10 protein-coding genes are annotated in these 18,734 nt (G+C 66.9%); 8 read left to right on the plus strand and 2 right to left on the minus strand.

Translation table 11 applies throughout. From position 1 onward, the window contains the following. Positions 1-241 precede the first annotated feature (241 nt). From J9885_RS06340 to amoH, 7 genes are all read left to right on the plus strand, one after another. Positions 242-1,429 (plus strand): isochorismate synthase, encoded by a 1,188-nt coding sequence (locus J9885_RS06340; RefSeq protein ID WP_210548474.1) that lies wholly within the window; start codon positions 242-244, stop codon positions 1,427-1,429. A gap of 76 nt (positions 1,430-1,505) precedes the next feature. Next, positions 1,506-3,170, plus strand: coding sequence for a (2,3-dihydroxybenzoyl)adenylate synthase (locus tag J9885_RS06345; RefSeq protein ID WP_210548475.1), 1,665 nt, complete (start codon positions 1,506-1,508; stop codon positions 3,168-3,170). A gap of 23 nt (positions 3,171-3,193) precedes the next feature. Continuing rightward, positions 3,194-4,117, plus strand: coding sequence for an amonabactin biosynthesis bifunctional protein AmoB (gene amoB / locus J9885_RS06350; protein WP_210548476.1), 924 nt, complete (start codon positions 3,194-3,196; stop codon positions 4,115-4,117). Further along, positions 4,114-7,215 carry an amonabactin biosynthesis non-ribosomal peptide synthetase AmoF gene (gene amoF / locus J9885_RS06355; protein ID WP_210548477.1) on the plus strand — a complete coding sequence of 1,034 codons (3,102 nt, stop codon included), beginning with the start codon at positions 4,114-4,116 and terminating at the stop codon, positions 7,213-7,215. Before amoB ends, amoF begins: the two co-directional genes overlap by 4 nt. Positions 7,216-7,244: 29 nt before the next feature. After that, a complete protein-coding gene (gene amoA, locus J9885_RS06360) occupies positions 7,245-7,994 on the plus strand; it encodes an amonabactin biosynthesis protein AmoA (protein ID WP_210548925.1) in 750 nt (249 codons plus the stop codon). Between the two features lie 14 nt (positions 7,995-8,008). Continuing rightward, entirely contained in the window at positions 8,009-14,344 is a 6,336-nt protein-coding gene (gene amoG / locus J9885_RS06365) for an amonabactin biosynthesis non-ribosomal peptide synthetase AmoG (RefSeq protein ID WP_210548478.1), read from the plus strand. Beyond that, positions 14,341-15,885: an amonabactin biosynthesis glycine adenylation protein AmoH gene (gene amoH, locus J9885_RS06370; protein WP_210548479.1), complete on the plus strand. Its 1,545-nt coding sequence runs from the start codon at positions 14,341-14,343 to the stop codon at positions 15,883-15,885. Before amoG ends, amoH begins: the two co-directional genes overlap by 4 nt. Before the next feature lie 86 nt (positions 15,886-15,971). Here amoH and J9885_RS06375 read toward each other — a convergent pair whose 3' ends face one another. Then, positions 15,972-16,910 (minus strand): iron-siderophore ABC transporter substrate-binding protein, encoded by a 939-nt coding sequence (locus J9885_RS06375; RefSeq protein ID WP_210548480.1) that lies wholly within the window; start codon positions 16,908-16,910, stop codon positions 15,972-15,974. A gap of 245 nt (positions 16,911-17,155) precedes the next feature. Between J9885_RS06375 and J9885_RS06380 the strand changes: the two genes are divergently transcribed. Next, positions 17,156-17,827, plus strand: coding sequence for a 4'-phosphopantetheinyl transferase superfamily protein (locus J9885_RS06380; RefSeq protein WP_210548481.1), 672 nt, complete (start codon positions 17,156-17,158; stop codon positions 17,825-17,827). Between the two features lie 48 nt (positions 17,828-17,875). On the opposite strand, the gene J9885_RS06385 is transcribed toward J9885_RS06380, so the two are convergent. Then, positions 17,876-18,700 carry an amonabactin ABC transporter ATP-binding protein gene (locus J9885_RS06385; RefSeq protein ID WP_210548482.1) on the minus strand — a complete coding sequence of 275 codons (825 nt, stop codon included), beginning with the start codon at positions 18,698-18,700 and terminating at the stop codon, positions 17,876-17,878. Positions 18,701-18,734: the final 34 nt, after the last annotated feature.

Genomic DNA, 18,734 nt, shown 5'->3' on the forward strand with positions numbered 1-18,734 from the left:
TTTTCTCCCGTTTCTGTCGCATCCCCCATATGGGGATGACGATGCGTTTTCATTCGGGTAGGTTTTGCTGACCGCCGCCAGCAGGCCAGCCGTGGCGCCCTCAAGGGAATGTCCACAGACAAGGTCCTGTTTTATCGACTTAAAATCCCATTGACCCCGTGATTTCAAAGCGAGTATTTTACCGCCGCACAAAGTCAAACTGATAATCATTATCATTTTGAATCTTCTTTGAGGGTGTAACGTGAATACTCGTGTAATGGACAATGGCGCACCTGCCGAGGCGAAGATGTCGCCTGATTTCTTGTTTACCTCGGGTCAGGGCACGATCAGTGCCACTGACCTGGGGCAACCCATCACCACCCCCGCCTGCGAGTGGCCCCTGCTGGCCCAGCAGATAACCCTGGCCCTCGATGCCGCCAAGGCTGCCGGCCAGACCAACCCTCTGCTTATCGGTGCCTTCGCCTTCGACCCGGCAGAGGCCTCCTGCCTCTATGTGCCCGGCCGCTATAAGCGGGGCGAGAAACTGGCTCCGACAGAGCCGACACCGGCGACAGAAGTGGAGCAGACCGTCGAGGCCAACCGGGTCATATCGGTGCAGAGCACCCCGCCGGCCAGCGAATTCCAGGCCTCGGTCAGCGCGGCGCTGGATGCGTTTGCACAAGGCCGGCTGTCCAAGGTGGTGTTGTCGCGCAAGCTGACACTCACCCTGCATCAACCCGCCGACCCGAAGCGGGTGATGACCCGTCTGATGGCCCAGAATCCCCACGCCTTCCACTTCTCCCTGCCGCTTGGCCAGGGCCGCCGCCTGCTCGGCGCCAGCCCGGAGCTGCTGCTGCGGGTCAGCGGGGGAGAGGTGTTCACCCACCCGTTGGCGGGATCCGCCAGACGGGCGAGCGAGCCGGCGCAAGACGAGATGGTGGCCCGGGATCTGCTGGCCTCTCGCAAGGATCAGCATGAACACAAGTTGGTGATCGACGAGATCCGCCGGGTGCTGACCCCTCACTGCCGCGAGCTGGCGATCCCCGCTCACCCCTCCCTGATGAGCACGGATACCCTCTGGCATCTGGGCACCCCCATCGCCGGCCGGCTGCACGGCGACGAGGCATCGGTGCTGTCACTTGCCTGCCAGCTCCATCCCACCCCGGCCCTGTGTGGCTATCCCACCGAACTCGCCCGCCAGTTTATCCACGAGCAGGAGCCCTTCCGGCGCGCCCTGTTCAGCGGCATCGTCGGCTGGTGCGACAGCCAGGGCAACGGCGAGTGGGCCGTGGTGATCCGCTGTGGGGTGCTCGATGGCCATCAGGTGGAGCTGTTTGCCGGCGCCGGCATCGTCGCGGGCTCGGATCCTGCGATGGAGTGGGCCGAGACCGGCACCAAGCTGGGTACCATGCTAAAAGCCCTGGGCCTGGATTTGGAGGTAGCGCAATGACGCAGCTTCAATATCTGGGCTGGCCGAGTGGGCAGCCAAATCTGAAAGCCCTGGACCTGAGTCCGGAGGTCGCGCAATGAGCGATACCAACCGCTTCCTGCCCTATACCCGCTGGCCCGAGGAGCTGGCCCAGCACTACCGCGCCAAGGGCTATTGGCGCGGCGAGCCGCTGACCGCCATGCTGGCCCGTCAGTGCGAGCTGGCCCCCGAGGCCGAGGCTATCCTCTGCGGCGAGCGCCGCTTCAGCTATGGCGAACTGGACGCCGCCTCGAGCCAGCTGGCCGAAAATCTGGCCCGCCATGGCCTGGGGGTAGGGGACACAGCTCTGGTGCAGCTCCCCAACGTGGCCGAGTTCTATCTGGTGTTCTTCGCCCTGCTGAAAGCCGGCATTGCGCCGGTCAACGCGCTCTTTAGCCACAACCGGCTGGAGCTCCTCTCTTATGCCGAGCAGATCACACCGCGCCTCTTTGTCGGCTCGCTGACCCATCCGCTGTTTGCGAGCAAGGGTCGCGAGAGCGAGCTGCTGACAAGCATCGGCGCCGAGCTGGTGCTGCTGGATGGTGACGCGGGGGAGCTGGGGCTGACCCGCTGGCTTGGCGAGGGGGATGAGGGGGGCACCCCATCCGTCTCCTTTGCCCCAACCCCGGCGAACGAGGTGGCCTTCTTCCAGCTCTCTGGCGGCAGCACCGGCACCCCCAAGCTCATTCCCCGAACCCACGATGACTACCTGTATAGCGTGCGCCGCAGCAATGAAATCTGTGAATTGGGGCCCCACACCCGCTATCTGTGCGCCCTGCCGGCGCCCCACAACTTCCCCCTGAGCTCTCCCGGCGCTTTGGGGGTATTCGAGGCGGGCGGCACCGTGGTGCTCGCGCCCGACCCCAGCCCCATCAGCTGTTTCCCGCTGATCGCCCGTCACCGGGTCAACCTTACCTCGCTGGTGCCGCCGGCGGTCTCGCTCTGGCTGCAGGCCGCGGAAGCGGATCCCGCTGCGCGCACTCAGCTCGAGAGCCTCGACTTGCTGCAAGTGGGCGGCGCCAAGCTGGGGGAGGCGGTGGCCAGCAAGATTGGGCCGCTGCTCGGCTGCCGGCTGCAGCAGGTGTTCGGCATGGCGGAAGGGCTGGTCAACTACACCCGGCTCTCTGATCCCGACGAGAAGATCATTCACACCCAGGGCCGCCCCATGAGCCCGGACGACGAGGTGCGCATCCTCGATGAGGCGGGCAACCCGGTCGCTCCCGGCGAGCCTGGCGCCCTGCACACCCGCGGTCCCTACACCTTCCGCGGTTACTACCAGAGCCCGACCCACAACGCCCGGGTGTTCGATGCCGAGGGCTTCTACTGCTCCGGCGATCTGGTGGTACAGGATGCCGATGGCTACCTCACAGTAGTAGGGCGGCAGAAGGATCAGATCAACCGGGGCGGCGAGAAGATCGCGGCGGAAGAGGTGGAAAACCAGCTGCTGCACCACCCGGCCATCACCCATGCGGCCCTGGTCTCCATGCCCGACAGCGCCATGGGGGAGAAGAGCTGCGCCTTTATCGTCAGCACGGATCCCGCCTTGAAGCCGCTGGCCTTGCGCAAGTTTCTGCGCGAGCGCGGGGTGGCGGACTTCAAGCTGCCCGACCGTTTCGAAACCCTGGACGCCCTGCCCATGACGGCGGTGGGCAAGATTGACAAGCAGGGGCTGCGGGCGCGCATTGCGCACCTCATCGCCGCCAACCCCCTGACAACCGCATAAAACTAAAAAGGAATCATGACGTTATGGCTATCCCAACCCTGAACAATTACGCCATGCCCAGCCAGTGGAAGGCCAACAAGGTCGACTGGACCCTGGATCCCAAACGCGCCGCCCTGCTGATCCACGACATGCAGGAGTACTTCACCGCCTTCTATGGCGAAAACAGCCCGATGATCGCGGCCCTGACCGAGCAGCTGGCCGCCGCGCGCAAGCAGTGCAAGGCCCTCGGCATTCCGGTCTTCTACACCGCCCAGCCCAAGGATCAATCCCCTGAGGATCGCGCCCTGCTCAACGACATGTGGGGCCCGGGGCTCAACAATCGGCCCGAGCAGCAGCAGGTGGTGGCAGCGCTGCGCCCGGAGCGGGACGACACAGTGCTGGTCAAGTGGCGCTACAGCGCCTTCCAGCGCTCCGAGCTGGAGCAGATGCTCAAAGCGCTGGGACGGGATCAGCTGATCATCGGCGGCATCTACGGCCATATCGGCTGCATGATGACCGCCTGCGATGCCTTCATGCGCGACATCCAGCCCTTCTTCCTGGCGGACGGGGTGGCGGACTTCTCCCTGGCCGATCACCAGATGGCGCTCGACTACGTGGCGACCCGCTGCGGCAAGGTGATCCGCTGCGAGGAGGTGCTGGCCCTTGCCCCAGCTTCCGCTTCTGCCGCCCAGGCCAACCCGTTGTCCACCAATCCGTTGCTGACGTATGAGGGGCTCAAGGCGCGGCTGCTGAGTCACATCGACGAGGATGAAGGGGAGTTTGACCCCGACGAGAACCTCATCGACTACGGTCTGGATTCGGTGCGGATCATGGCCCTGCTCACCGAGTGGCGCGCCGCCGGGGTGGATCTCGGCTTCGTGGATCTCGCCAAGTTGCCGACCCTCAACGGCTGGTGGCGCCTCATCGAGGCCAGGCTGGCAGCCCAGGCGCTGGAGGTGACCCCATGAACCGCTTCCCCTTGACCATCCCCCAGCAGGGGCTCTGGTCCGGACATCTGCTGAACGACGACAAGGCGATGTTCAACACCGCCGAGTGCATCGCCTTCGACGGCAAGGTCGAGGCGGCCGTGCTGGCCGCAGCCCTTGCCAAGGCGGTGTGTGAGTGCGAGGCGCTCAAGGGCCACTTCGAAGACGATAAGGAGGCGGTCTGCTTCGTCTCGCATGAGCTGCCCCTGGCCTATGAAGAGGTCTCCCTCGAGCGCGATGACGAGATGCTGGCCCGCGCCTGGGCCTGGGCCGATCTGCGCCGCCCGTTCGAGTTGACCCAAGAGGCGCCCTGCCGCTTCGCCCTTTTGCGCGGCCCCGGCCGCGATTATCTCTACAGCTGCGTGCACCACATCGCCCTCGATGGCTTTGGCACCACCTTGCTGTTCCAGCGCATCGCCGAACTGTATGCAGAGGGGCTGGCCGGTGAGATGCACTCCCCATCCCCCTTCGGCTCTCTGGCGGAGGTGCTGGCCGAAGAGGCGAGCCGCGAGCTAAGCGGCAAGAACGCCGCCGCTCGCGCCTTCTGGCAGGAGCAGCTGCAAGGCTGGCCCGAGGTGAAATCTTTTGGCGAGACCCGCGCGCCGATTGCCGCCGAATTTATCCGCGAGAGCCGCCCGCTGCCGGCGGCGCTCTGGCAATCCCTGACCGGCTTTGCCGACGAGCACAAGCTGGGCTGGCCCGATCTGCTGCTGGCCGGCCTCTCTGCCCAGCTGTCGCTGTCGAGCGGCCAGGATAAGACCCTGCTCGGCCTGATGATGATGAACCGCATCGGCTCGGCATCGTTGACCGTGCCCTGCATGCAGATGAACATCACCCCCCTTGCTCTGGAGCTCGAAGAGGGGCTGGATCTGGCGGGAGCCGCCGGCGCCGTGGCCAAGGCCAAGCGCGGGGTGCGCAAGCACCAGCACTACCGCTACGAGCTGCTGCGCCGCGACCTTGGCCTGGTGGGGGGCGACAAACGCATGTTCGGCCCGCTGGTCAACATCATGCCGTTCGATCACGCTCGCCGCTTCGGGCCGCTATCTGCCCATATTCTCAACATCAGCGCCGGCCCGGTGGAGGATCTCACCATCGAGGTGCAGGTCGGCGTCGATGGCCAGCCACGCCTGGATCTGGATGCCAACCCCGGCTGCTACCGGCAGGGGGATCTGGCGGCCATCGCCGATACCCTGTTTGCCCTGCTGGGCCGCTGGCTGGCCGAGCCCGCCCAGACCCTGGGGACCCTCAAGGCCGACTGGCTGGCGGAGCAGCGCGCCAGCGCCCTGATCGCCGGCCCCACCCATGAAGTGATCAAGGCACGGCCTGTGCTGGAGGCGCTCTGCCACTTCGCCGCCCAGACCCCGCACAAGATTGCCTTGATTCAGAGCACGGCGCAGGGAGAGGTCCGCTTCAGCTACGAGGCGCTGCTGGCCAGAGCCGAACAGATGGCGGCCGCCCTGCAGGCCGCAGGCGTCGTCCCCGGCGACAAGGTGGGGGTCATGCTGGCCCGCACCCCCCAGGCCATCTTCGCCCAGCTGGCGGTGCTGCTGGCGGGCGCCGTCTATGTGCCGCTCGACCCCGAGCAGCCGCTGGAGCGCCAGGGCCATATTCTGCGGCTGGGGGAGGTCAAGACCCTGATCACCCAGGCCGAGTACCGCCACAAGCTGGCCAGCCTGTTTGAGGGGCGTACTCTCTTGGTTGGGGATCTGGTGAGCGATAACCGCTTGAACCAGCCGGCCGCCGGCCGCGCCGTCGCCTACCTGATGTTCACCTCGGGCTCGACCGGTCTGCCCAAGGGGGTGGCAGTGAGCCACGGCGCGCTGGATCACTTTGCCGCCGCCGCCCGCTGCCGCTACCACCTGGATGAAGAGGCGCGGATGCTGCAATTCGCCCCCTTCAACTTCGACGCCAGCATCGAGGAGGTGTTCGCCACTCTGAGCGCCGGTGCCACCCTGGTGCTGCGCACCGACGCCCTGCTCGAATCCATGCCCGCCTTTGCGGCCGGGGTGGAGCAGATGGGGATCACCCACCTCGACCTGCCCACCGCGTTCTGGAACGAATGGGTGGTGGCGCTGACGGCGGGTCAGGCCCACATTCCTGCCGGGCTTACCACCGTCATCATCGGCGGCGAGGCGGTCTACCCCGAACAGCTGGCCCAGTGGCAGCGCCAGGGCCGCTCCGATGTGCGCCTGTTCAACACCTACGGCCCCACCGAAACGACCGTGGTGGTGACCACCCAGGAGCTGCAGCAGGAAGATCCGAGCCTGGCCCAGTTGCCTATCGGCCTGCCGCTGCCCGGCATGCAGGCGCTCATCCTCGGGGCAGGGGAGCAACCCGCCAGCGAGGGTGAGCTGGTGCTGCTCGGCCCGCAGCTGGCCAATGGCTACGTGGGGGGCGTGCAAGGGAGCTTTGGCACCCTGCGGGTTGGGGCGGAGCAGATGCCCGTCTATCGCACCGGCGATCGGGTGCGCCTGGTGGCTGGTCGGCTGGTCTACCTCGGTCGGCGCGACAACGAATTCAAGATAAGCGGCTATCGCATCCAGCCCGGCGAAGTGGAGGCCCAGCTGCTGGCCCTGCCGGGGGTGGACGAGGCCTGCGTGCAGGGGGTGAGCATCGGCAGCGTGCGCCGGCTGGTGGCCTTCGTGGCGGGGCCGGAGCGCGACAGCCGGGTCATCAAGGCGCAGCTGGCCAAGGTGCTGCCTGCCGCCATGATCCCCACCGACTATCGCCACTATGACCAGCTGCCCCGCACCGGCTCCAACAAGCTGGATCGCAAGGGGTTGCTGGCCCAGTACCAGGCGGGCGGCGAAGCGTTGACCCTGGGCAGCGAGACCGAGAACCGGGTCGGCGCCATCTGGCAGCAGATCCTGGGGCTCGCCACCATGGCGCCCGCCGACAACTTCTTCGAACTGGGGGGCCAGTCCCTGCAGACCATCCAGATCGTCAACCGGCTCGGCGCCGAGTTCGGGGTGCAGGTCAAGGTTTCCGACGTGTTCGATCACCCTCGGCTGGATGACTTCTGCCGTTTCCTCGACGGCCTGCTTGCCGAGGACGAAGAGAGCGTGGAGATGGTGTGGTGATGAGCAAGATGACGAAGGATCAGCAAAAAATGGCCTTTGATTTCACTGGCAAGCGGGTCTGGGTGACCGGGGCCGGGCGCGGCATCGGCCGCGAGGTGGCGACGCAGTTCGTGGCGGCCGGCGCCTGTGTGGTGGGGCTGGATCTGGCGTTTCCCGAAGCCGACTACCCCTATGCCACCCGGCTGCTCGATATTGGCGACTCGAAGGCGGTCAACGCCTGCTGCGCAGCGCTGCTGGCGGACGGCGGGCTGGATGTGCTGGTGAACGGGGCCGGGGTGCTGCGCCTCGGCCCCACCGAGACTCTTAGCGATGACGACTGGCACGACTGCATGATGGTCAACGCCAGCGGCGTCTTCTATCTGCTGCGGGCTCTGGTGCCCCACTTCAAGGGGCAGCGGCGCGGCGCCATCGTTACCATCGGCTCCAACGCCGCCCATGTGCCGCGCATGCAGATGGCGGCCTATTGCGCCTCCAAGGCGGCCGTCACCAGCCTGACCCAGACGGTGGGGCTGGAGCTGGCCCCCTTCGGCGTGCGCGCCAACCTGGTGTCGCCGGGCTCGACGGATACCCCCATGCTGCGCGGCATGCTGCCAAGCGAGGAGGCCATGGCCCGCACCATTGCCGGGCTGCCGGAGCAGTTCAAGCTCGGCATCCCCCTGCGCAAGGTCGCCACTCCGGCGGAGATCGCCCATACCGTCCTCTTCCTGGCCTCGGATCTGGCCAGCCACATCACGCTGCAGGATCTGGTCGTCGACGGCGGCGCCACCCTGAGTGCCTGAGGCTTGAGAAACAGATGAACAATATGATTTTGCTGTTGAAACAGCTGGAACGGCAGGGGGTGAAGCTGGCGCTGAACGACAAGGGCCAGCTTATCTCCCAGTCGAGCAAGGAAGCGGTGACACCTGCCATCGGCGCCACCATCAAGGCCCACAAGGATGAGCTGGTGCGCTGCCTGGCGGCCCGCGCCGCCTTCGAGGCGCCCATTCTTGCGCAACGTGAGGCCGAGGGGGCCTTGCAGGGGCCGCTCTCGTCGTCCCAGAGCGGACTCTGGTTTATCGAGCAGTACGAGGAGGCCTCCCACCTCTACAACATGCCGGTCTATTTTCGCGTCAAGGGAGAGCTGGACACGGCGGCGCTGGAGTTTGCCTTCGACCACCTGTTTGCCCGCCACCCCAGCATGCGTACCCGCTTCATCAAGGACGAAGCGGGCAGGGGGGCGCAGGAGATCCTGCCCCATACGCCCTTCAAGCTGCAGATTGAGGACGTGAGCGCAGAGCCCGCTGCCGAGCGCGAAGCCTATGTGGCTCGCCGGGTGCGCGAGGAGATCGGGCGCCCCTTCTCCCTGACCCAGGGGGATCTCAGCCGGGTGCATCTTATTCGGCTGGGCAGCCGCGAGCACGTGCTGCTGATCACCCAGCACCACATCATCTCCGACGGCTGGTCGGTCAAGAACATGTTCGCGGATCTCAAGCGCGCCTTTCTTGCCCATCAGAACCGCGAGCCCCTGCAGGTGAGCGAGCTGCCGCTCACCTACATCGACTATGCCCGCTGGTTCAACTCACCGCGTTTTCTCGATTATCACGCCGAGTTCAAGCCGTTCTGGGTCGACCGGCTCGGTGGCAGCCCCGAGGTGCACGGTTTGCCGCTCGACAAGCCGCGCCCGGCCCATCAGGACAGCGGCGGCGAGCTGGTCTTCTCCACCATCGACAACGCGCTGTGGGAGAGCTTCAAGCGCCTCTGCCAACGCCACAGCACCTCCAACTTTATCGGTCTGCACGCCCTGTTTGCCCTGCTGATGGTGCGCCAGAGCGGCGAGAAGGAGGTGGTGATCGGCACCCCGCTCGCCTATCGTGAGCGCCACGAGATCGAGTCGCTGGTGGGCTTTTTCGTCAATACCCTGGTGCTGCGCACTCAACTCAGCGGCAAGCCCAGCTTTGTCGACTATCTGCAGCAGTGCCGGGAGGAGGATCTGGCGGCCTTTGATCACCAGCTCTACCGCTTCGAGGCGCTGGCCGAGGCCATCGGCGCCGATCGCACCACCGCCATCAACCCCATCTTCCAGATCATGCTGGTCTATCAGGCCAAGGTGGACTTCAACGATCTCATCCCCGGCTGCCAGCTGGTGGAGGAGACCTCGCCTGTGCTGCCGGCCAAGACCGACATCTCGGTCAAGGTGACCGAGCTGATGGACTCCGTCCGGGTGGACTGGCTGTTTGCCACCGCCCTGTTCGAGCGAGAGACCATCCAGGCCTACGCCGATCGCCTGCTTCACCTGATGCGCGCCGTGGTGGCGGCCCCCGAGACCGACATCTGGCAGTTGCCGCTAGAGGAGGGCACCGACCAGGCGGCGCTGGCCGCAGAGCTTGCTGACCTGCCGCAAGACTACCCGAGCCGCGACACCCTGCTCTGTCATATCGAGCGGCGCGCTATTCAGTTGCCGGACGCGCTGGCGGTCAGCGACGGTGCGCAATCGTTGACCTATGGCGAGCTGGAGGTGCGTGCCAACCGGCTGGCCCACTGGCTGCAATCCTGCGGCATTACCCCGGGCGCCGCCATCGGCATCCAGGCCAGACGCGATGTCGCCTTCGTCATCGCCCTGCTCGCCTGCTGGAAGGCGGGGGCGGCCTATGTGCCGCTGGATCCTGCCTATCCCGCCGAGCGGCTGGCCCATATCCTGGGCGATGCATCCATCAGCCTGGTGTTGGGGGGCGTGCCGGACCTGCGGCTTGGCGAGGCGCTGGCGGGCCCGGGTGCCCAGTATCACGATCTGCACGGGCTTGCGCTGGACAAGATGCCAACCAGCACACCCGTACTGCCTCGGGACGCCGCCATGCTGGCCCAGATCATCTACACCTCCGGCAGCACCGGCCTGCCCAAGGGGGTCATGGTGGAGCAGGGCAGCCTGGTCAACCTGATGGCGGATCACGGCGAGCGCATCACCCTTGATCAGAATGGCGCCATGTTCAACTGCATGTCCCTCTCGTTTGATGCGGGCAACATGACCAGCTTGCTGCCCCTGTACTGCGGCGCGGCCCTGCACTTCGGCGAGCCGGGGGAGGGGGTGATCGGTGCCGCGATCGCTCGGGGTGCCAGCCATATGATTTTGCCGACCGCCTTGCTCGCGAACCTGTTGCCACCGACGGATCTCGGTTCCCTCAAGGCCATCGGCTTTGGCGGCGAGGCGTGCCCGAGCAGCCTGGTGGAGCGTTGGGGAGAGCGGGTGGCGCTCTTCAACATGTACGGCCCGACCGAGTGCACCGTCACCGCGCTCTGCGCGCGGCTCACCCCGGGGGCGCCCATCACAATCGGTCGCCCCGTCAACCACCTGAAGGCGCTGATCCTGGACGAGGCGGGCAACCTCTGCCCGGTGGGGGTCCCCGGCGAGCTTTGCCTGGCGGGACTGGGGCTGGCCCGCGGCTACCTCAATCTGCCGGAGCGTACCCAGGAGGCCTTTATCGAGCTGGCGCTGGCGGATCGACCCCATCGCCTCTATCGCACCGGCGATCGGGCCCTGCTGCGCCGCGATGGCAACATCCAGTATCTGGGCCGGATAGACGAGCAGATCAAGCTGCGCGGCTATCGTATCGAGCCAGGGGAGATAGAGACCCGGCTTGCCGAATTGTGCCCGGCCATTCGCCAGATCAAGGTGGTGGTGCAGGAGGGGCGCCTGCTGGCATATGCCTGTTTGCAGGCCGGGGCAAGGGAGCCCGACGGCGATGCCCTGCTGCAGCGAGCCGGCGAGTGCCTGCCCGAATACATGGTGCCGGCGCGCCTCTGCTGGCTGCCCGAGATGCCGCTCACCCCCAACGGCAAGCTGGACTTGCGCCGCCTGCCAGCCATCGTCTGGCAGCAGAGCAAGGGCGAGCCGCAAAACGAACTGGAGCAGACAGTGCTTGCCATCTGGCAAGGGGTGCTCAAGCAACCGCTCGGGGTGGAGGATGACTTCTTCCGCTTAGGCGGTGACTCCATCCTCAGCATCCAGCTCACCACCCGGTTGCGGGATGCGGGACTGCACTGCAGCGTGAAGGACGTGTTCGAAGCCAAGACGGTGCGCCGCCTCTGCCGCCAGCTCGGCCAGCAGCAGGCCGTCAGCCACAGAAGCGAGCAGGGCAGCCTGATCGGCGAGTTCCCGCTCCACCCCATTCAGCACTGGTTCTTCGAGCAGGGCTTTGCCAAGTCCGGTCACTGGAACCAGGGGGTGATCCTGCGCCTGCCGGCAGAGGTGGACGATGAGGCCCTGCGCGGCTGGCTGGATACCCTGCGCCAGCACCACGATGCCCTGCGCCTGGCGGTGACCCCGACCGGCCAGCGCTACCTGGCCGAACTGCCATTGCCGCCGCTGCCGACCCTGGATGCCGCCAATCTCGATGAGGCCGGGCTGCAGGCCCGCTTGACCGAGCTGCAGGGAGATTTCGACCCAGCCAGCGGCCACACCCTGGCCTGGGCCCGCCTGCGCAATCTCTCTCTGGAGGGGGAGCTGGAGGGTGAGCGTGAGACGGTGGAGGGGCTCTTTCTCGCCTTCCATCACCTGGTCATCGATGCGGTCTCCTGGCGCATTCTGGCCGAGGATCTGGCACGGGTGAGCAGGGGCGAGCCACTGCCCGTCAAGGGCAGCAGCTATCGCCAGTGGGGCGAGGGGCTCGCGGCCTATGCCAAACGGGAAGAGGAGCAGCTTGGCTTCTGGCTGGCTCAGGGGGAAGGCAGCCAGGGTCACCTGCTGGAAGCGGCGCGCGCCGCCGACGGCCGCGCCGCCGCCAGCCTGCTGCAACTGAGTCAGGAGACCACGGCCCGTCTCATCGACACCGCCAACCAGGCCTATTTCACCCGGGTACCCGACCTGCTGCTGGCGGCCCTGACCCGTACCCTGAGCGAGCAGGGTTACGGCAGCCGTCACTGCGTGATGCTGGAAGGACACGGCCGTGAGGCCATCGATGCCGAACTGGACGTGAGCCGTACCCTGGGCTGGTTCACCAGCACCTATCCGCTGGCGCTGGAAGATACCGGGGCATGGGATGCGCTGGTGTGCGCCACCAAGGAGCAGCTGCGCGCCGTGCCGGACAAGGGGGTGGGCTTCAACGCCCTGCGGCTGCACCACCCAGGTGGCTGGGCACTGCCCGAAGCCCTGGTGGTCTTCAACTACCTGGGGGTCAGCCATCAGGGCGTTGCAAGCCAAGCCTGGCAACCCCTGCCGCTGGCACCGGGGGCCCCCACGTCCCCTGACAACCTGCCGCGCGAGCTGGTCAGCCTGCACGGGGGCGTGTTTGATGGCCGCCTCACCCTGCGCCAGGTGGGCGCCCTCAACCAGCAGGCGAGCGACGCCCTGATGGCGCGGCTGGCGGACAACCTGACGGCGCTGGTGGAGCACTGCTGCACGGTGAAGGCTCCGCGTCACACCCCGAGCGACTTCCCGGGGATCGCTCTCTCGCAAGCCGCCCTCGATCGGGTGCTGAGCGGGCGCGAGGTGGAGACCCTGCTGCCCATGACCTCGCTTCAGCAGAGCATGTTCCATCACAGGGCGTTGCTGCCCCGGGATCACGCCTATCACCTGCAGACCGAGATCGCCTATCACCAGCCGCTGGACGTGGCGGTCTACCGTCAGGCCTGGCAGGGGCAGATCGCCCGCTGGCCGGCCCTTCGCAGCGAACTGGTACTGGCGGACGGGGTGGCGCTGCAGCGCATCTTGAAGCACGCCGAGTTGCCATTCCACTATGAGGACTTGTCTGAAGTGGAAAATGCAGAGACACGGGTCCAGGCCTATCGCCAGCAGGATCTGGCCCGCCCGATCCCGCTGGAGCAGGCGCCCCTGCTGCGCCTTGCCTGTTTCAAATTGGCCCCCGATCACCACAAGGTGATCTTCAGCGTCCATCACGGCGTGCTGGATGGCTGGAGCGGCCCCGTGTTGCTGGGCTCCTTGCATCGCGCCTATCAGGCGCTGATGAACGGCCTGCTGCCGCAGGGCGAGTCGGATACGGCCTGGCTCGAATTTGGCCGCCATATCGCCAGCCAAACCCGCAGCGCCGATGCCTACTGGCAGGGGCGTGGCGAGCTCTTGGCAACGCCTAACGATCTCGCCTGCCTGTTCGGGGTGACGCTGGACGCGAGCGCAAGCGGGCGCCATACCCAGCTGCGACCGGCGGTGTGCGCCACGGCGTTGTCGGCCGAGGTGGCGACCTTGCTCGCGAACCGTGCCCGCGACCTTGGCGTGACCGCGGGCCTGTTGGCCCAATATGCCTGGCACCGTCTGCTGGCACGCCGCTCTGGCGATGCCGTTACCCTGGTGGGCAACGTGACCCCGGGCCGGGATTACCCCATCGAGGAGATCACCGCGAGCGTCGGGCTCTACATCAACAGCCTGCCGCTGGCGCTGGCGTGGCGCACCGAGCTGACCCTGGCCGAGCATATCGCCCGGTTGCAGACCGATCTGATGGCGCTCAATGAGCACGGTACCCAGTCGCTGGCGGCACTGACCAAAGGCCGGGCGCGCCAGTTCCAGAGTCTGTTCGTGTTCGAGAACTACCCCATGCCGGCGGCCCCTGTCGCCCCCGAACCTCACCAGCTGGTGCCGCAATTCGGCACCGTGGTGGAGAAGGTGGAGCTTCCTCTGTCGCTCGTGGTCAGCAGTCGGGGTGAGACGCTCCAGCTGCGCCTCGAATTCGACGGCGAGCAGATCCCCGAGGTCCGGGCCGAGGCGGTGCTGGCTGCCTGGCGGGCCGAGCTCTACTGGCTGGCGCAGGCGGATCTGAGCCAACCGGCCAGAGTGGCGGCGGCCACGCCGTTCCCAGCGCAAGGAGCAGCCACACCATCTACAGCCATGCCAGCGACAGCCACACCATCGACTGTCACACAAGTGGCCGCCACCAAGGCTGAGTCCGGCCTGGCTCAGCCGCCGGCCGAGGCCCGTGCGCTGGTGGCCCTGTGGGAGCGCCAATGCGGCGTGCCCGACATCTGGCAGCAGACCCTGTGTGAACTCGGGGTGGATTCGGTGCAGCAGCTCGCCCTGCTGGCGGCCCTCAACGAGGCGTTTGGCCAGGATCGGGCGCCGCTCACCCTGCAGACCCTCAAGGCACACCCATCCCCCAGCAGGCTCTATCGGCACTGGCTGGTGCGCCAAACGGAGGCCGCGCTATGACGGTGACCATCAAGCATCAGGCTCCGGCCGTGTCACCCCTGAGAGTCGCTCCCAAGGGGGCGGCCAACCTGGGGGCGCGGCTGGCCGCCTGTCTGGCCGCCACCCCGCTGGCCCCCGCCATCCGTATGGGCGGAGAGGGCATCAGTGAGGGCGGATCAGATGAGCAGTGGCTCAGGTATGGCGCGCTCAATGCCAGGGTCGGCGAGATTGCCGCCCGATTGCAGGGGCTGACGGTGGGGGAGCGGGTCGGCCTCTATCTCTCCCGCAGCCCCGATCTGGTGGCCAGCCTGCTGGCTTGCCTGCGCCTCGGCCTCACCTTCGTGCCCCTTGAGCCGGATTTTCCGGTGGAGCGGCTGCAGGGGATCGCCCGTCAGGCGCGCCTGTCGGCGGTGATCTGCGACGGCGACAGGCCGGCTCCCGCTTTCGGCTGTCCGCTGCGCACCCTCGACGGGCCGGCAGCGGCAGGGCCCGTCTCCTGGCCCCAGGTGGATGACGCCCTGGCTGCCTACATGATGTTCACCTCGGGCTCCACCGGCGAGCCCAAGGGGGTGGTCATCAGCCGGCGGGCCCTGCTCTGCTTCCTCGACGGGATCCGCGATCGGCTCGGACTTTCACCGAGCTGCCACTGGCTCTTCATCACCACCCCGGCCTTCGACATCTCCCTGCTGGAGATGCTGGGGCCGCTCTGGGGCGGTGGCCGGCTCACTGTGGCCGGCGGCGAGCACAACAAGGATCCGCTGGGGATGCAGGCCTTGCTCGAGGCCGACCCCTCCATCAACTGGCTGCAGGCCACCCCGGCCTGCTGGCGCATGCTGCTCAAGGCTGGCTGGCAGGGGCGCAATACCCTCACCGCCCTGTGTGGTGGCGAGGCGCTGGATTTGGGATTGGCCGAGCAGCTCTGTGCCCGCACCCGGCGGCTGTGGAACTGCTATGGGCCGACCGAGGCCACCGTCTGGTCGCTGGTGAGCGAGGTGCGCTGGCCACCGACTGATGGCCAGATCACCATCAGCCACAGCCTGCCCGGCTATCGGCACTGGGTGCTGGACGAGGCGGGGCAACCGGTGGCGGAGGGAGAGTGCGGCGAGCTCTGCATCGAGAGCCCGGCCCTGTGCGAGGGGTACTGGCGCAAGCCGGCCTTGACCAGCGCCACCTTCCTGCGCCTGGCCACCCATCGCCTCTATCGCACCGGCGATCGGGTGCGGCGGCTGGGGGCGGACCGCTTCCTCTATCTGGGACGGCGCGACGATCAGGTCAAGCTGCGCGGTTTTCGCATCGAGCTCGGCGAGGTGGAGGCGGGGCTGCGTCGCCAGGCCGGGGTGCAGGAGGCGGCGGTGCGTCTGGTGGGCGAGGGGGACGAGGCCATGCTGGTGGGCTACGTGGAGGCGAAAAGCGGGGTGACCCTCAATCGCCTCGCCCTGCGCAAGGGGCTGCAGGCGACGCTGCCGCACTACATGGTGCCGGCGCGGCTCATGCTGCTGGATGCCCTGCCCAAGACCGGCAGCGGCAAGCTGGACAGAAAGGCGCTGCCCTTGCCGGAATAAATGGTTGTCTGAATAGACGTTAAAAGCCATGGATAAAAAAGAAGCCCGCAGATGCGGGCTTCTTTGTGGGCGCTAATCACGCGGGCTTATTGGGTGATGGGGGCCGCATCGGGTTTGGCCAGCAGCTGCTCGACGTCGTCGATCACCTTGAGGGCCGCCTGGGGGCCGCCGGTGGAGGTCCAGAGCGACCCGTCCACGGCGCCGAAGCGCTTGCTCTTGATGGCGCCGAGCTGCTGGAAGGCCGGGGTCTGCTCGGCCTGCTTCATGGCATCCACCGCATCGCCGCTGGCGCTCAGGGTGCCGATCACCAGCCAGTCGCCGTCCAGCAGGTTGAGGGATTCGAGGCTCAGGGCCGGGGAGTGGGGGGTCTTGTCACCGATCTGGTGGGTCGGCCGGGTCAGCCCCATCTCTTCCACCACGCTGCTGGCGAAGGTGCCGCTGTGCATGTAGCTCGGGCCCTTGGGGTTCCAGCGCACTATGCTCAGGCGCTCGCCCTGATGCTTGGCAAGCTTGCTGCGGGCCTCCGCCAGGCGGGCCTCATACCGGGTGAGGAAGGCCTTGGCCTCGGCGCCGCGGTTCATCGCGTCGGCGCTGCGGCCGAACACGGTTTTCCAGGGCTCGCCCCAGTTGCCGGTGACGACGGTGGGGGCTATCTCCTGAAGCAGGGCCAGCAGCTCGGGCTTGGTCTGGCCGGTGAGGATGAGGTCGGGCGCGAGATCGATGAGTTTCTCCAGGTTGGGGTTGTCCAGATCCCCGACCACGGCGATCTCCTTGCCCGCCTTGTCCAGCAGATAGCGGGGCAGGGTGGACTGGCCGCGACCGTTGACGGTGCCCACCGGCTGCAGCCCCAGGGTCAGGGCGCTGTCCAGATCGAGTTCGCTCAGCACCACGATGCGCTCGGGGGCATCGGGGACGGTCTGGGATTGGCCGTTGGCATCGATGACCTGGCGGCTGCCCGCCAGGGCCTGAACGCCCGTCAGGCTGACCAACATCAGCAAGGTGGCCAGCGGGGAGAAGATCTTCATGGTGACATCCTTATGGGTGAAATCGGTGGGCCGGAGCCTGTGGAAAGTGCCTGAGCGCCGCTCGGCCAGCCCCAAATGGGCGGGGATATGCTACCACAAAGCAAGTGAGAAGCGTTGTCATTTGTATTTGTGGCGTCGGTGGGCGCAGCTTTGGTACCATCGCAGGCCCATGTCAGGAGCCTTTGATATTGCCTCGTTGCCCCACTTTCGGCGGGCCCTTTGTCCGTCAATCCAATGCCTTTTTCATGCCGGGACGGGCTGACATCCCCCTCTACCGGATCTGCTTCGCTCCCGCCGCCTTCTCGCCGGACGGCTTTGGGGAGCAGGGCATCCCCCTGCCGCCGTCATTGCAGGGCGCCGCCCCCAAGCGCCTCGGGGAGTTTCTGGCGGGGCGTCTCGCGGCCCGGGAGGCCTTGCGCCCCTTTGATCTGGCGGAGCATCCCGTGGCCATCGGGGCGGCCCGCGAGCCACTCTGGCCCGCGGGGCTGGAGGGCAGCATCAGCCACAGCGTGCTTTTAGGGGAGGGGGTGGCTCTGTGTGCGGTGCGCCCGGGCAAGGGCGGGCTGGGTCTGGATCTGGAAGCCTGGCTCGAGGATGCGCAGGCATGCACGCTCTGGCCCGGTATCGTCGATGAGGAAGAGTGGGGACGGCTGGCCGCGGGGGCCGCTACCGCCGGGCTGACTCTGGCAGAGGGGCTGACCCTGGTGTTCTCCGCCAAGGAGAGCCTGTTCAAGGCGCTGTATCCCAGGGTGGGGCGTTACTTTGACTTTCTCGACGCCCGCTGGCTCGCCATGACGTCCCAGACCCTCACCCTGGAGCTAAAAAACCCGCTGACGCCGGCCCTGCTCGCCCGTTGGCGCGCCACCCTGCACTGGCAAGCCCTGCCGGGGGGCGTGATCAGCCTGCTGGCGCTCTGAGCCATCACAAGAAAAAACCGCCGTGATGGCGGTTTTTTACTGCCTGTCTCAGGCCCGTTGCCTGTCCACCCCGGTGTGCGCCAGGTGCGCCTCTTGGCCATGCCGGCGGCGTGGCACGATGACCGGGGCCCCGTCGCCGGGGGCGTGCAGTATGTCCACGTCGGTCTGGTAGAGACGGTCGATGAGGGGCTTGGTCACCACCTCCCGGGCTGGGCCCATGGCCTGGATCCCGCCATCTCCCAGGGCGATCAGCTCGTCGCAGTAGCGGGCGGCGGTGGCGAGATCGTGGATGACGATGAGCACCGTCTTGCCCTCGGCGGCGACCCGGTGGATGGCCTCCATCACCTCGGTCTGGTGACCGATGTCCAGGGCGCTGGTGGGCTCGTCCAGCAGGATGATGTCCGCGTCCTGGGCCAGCACCATGGCGAGCCAGACCCGCTGGGCCTGACCGCCGGACAGCGAACTGGCGCTCTGGTGCCAGATGGCATCAAGCTGCATCCGCTCCCGGGCCCAGCGCACCATGCGGGCATCCTCGTCGCTCCACTGATTGAACCAGCCCTGGTGGGGGTGGCGACCGTACTGCACCAGCTGCTCGACCCGGATGCCGGGGGGGACCAGGGGGCGCTGGGGCAGGTAGGCGAGCTCCCGGGCCAGGGCCTTCATGCCGTAGCTCGACAGGGGCTTGCCCTTGAGCAGTATCTCCCCGGACTGGGGCTGCTCCTGGCCCGCCAGCAGTTTGAGCAGGGTGGACTTGCCGCCCCCGTTGGGACCGACGATCCCCACCAGCTTGCCCCGGGGGAGGGAGAAGGAGATCTCCTCGAAGATGGTCTTGTGCTGGTAGCCGAAATGGAGGCGATTCACGGTGAGCGTCATCAGGCGGCCCTCGGTCTGTGATGAAAAAGGAAAA

This window comes from Aeromonas sp. SrichE-2G (assembly GCF_017939565.1).
In the GTDB taxonomy this organism is placed as follows: domain Bacteria; phylum Pseudomonadota; class Gammaproteobacteria; order Enterobacterales; family Aeromonadaceae; genus Aeromonas; species Aeromonas taiwanensis.

Coding starts and splice junctions, on each gene's coding strand:
- amoB (WP_210548476.1), top strand. CDS start 3,194: ATGGCTATCCCAACCCTGAACAATTACGCCATGCCCAGCCAGTGGAAG.
- J9885_RS06380 (WP_210548481.1), top strand. CDS start 17,156: ATGCCGGGACGGGCTGACATCCCCCTCTACCGGATCTGCTTCGCTCCC.
- J9885_RS06375 (WP_210548480.1), bottom strand. CDS start 16,910: ATGAAGATCTTCTCCCCGCTGGCCACCTTGCTGATGTTGGTCAGCCTG.
- J9885_RS06385 (WP_210548482.1), bottom strand. CDS start 18,700: ATGACGCTCACCGTGAATCGCCTCCATTTCGGCTACCAGCACAAGACC.
- amoA (WP_210548925.1), top strand. CDS start 7,245: ATGGCCTTTGATTTCACTGGCAAGCGGGTCTGGGTGACCGGGGCCGGG.
- amoF (WP_210548477.1), top strand. CDS start 4,114: ATGAACCGCTTCCCCTTGACCATCCCCCAGCAGGGGCTCTGGTCCGGA.
- J9885_RS06345 (WP_210548475.1), top strand. CDS start 1,506: ATGAGCGATACCAACCGCTTCCTGCCCTATACCCGCTGGCCCGAGGAG.
- amoG (WP_210548478.1), top strand. CDS start 8,009: ATGAACAATATGATTTTGCTGTTGAAACAGCTGGAACGGCAGGGGGTG.
- amoH (WP_210548479.1), top strand. CDS start 14,341: ATGACGGTGACCATCAAGCATCAGGCTCCGGCCGTGTCACCCCTGAGA.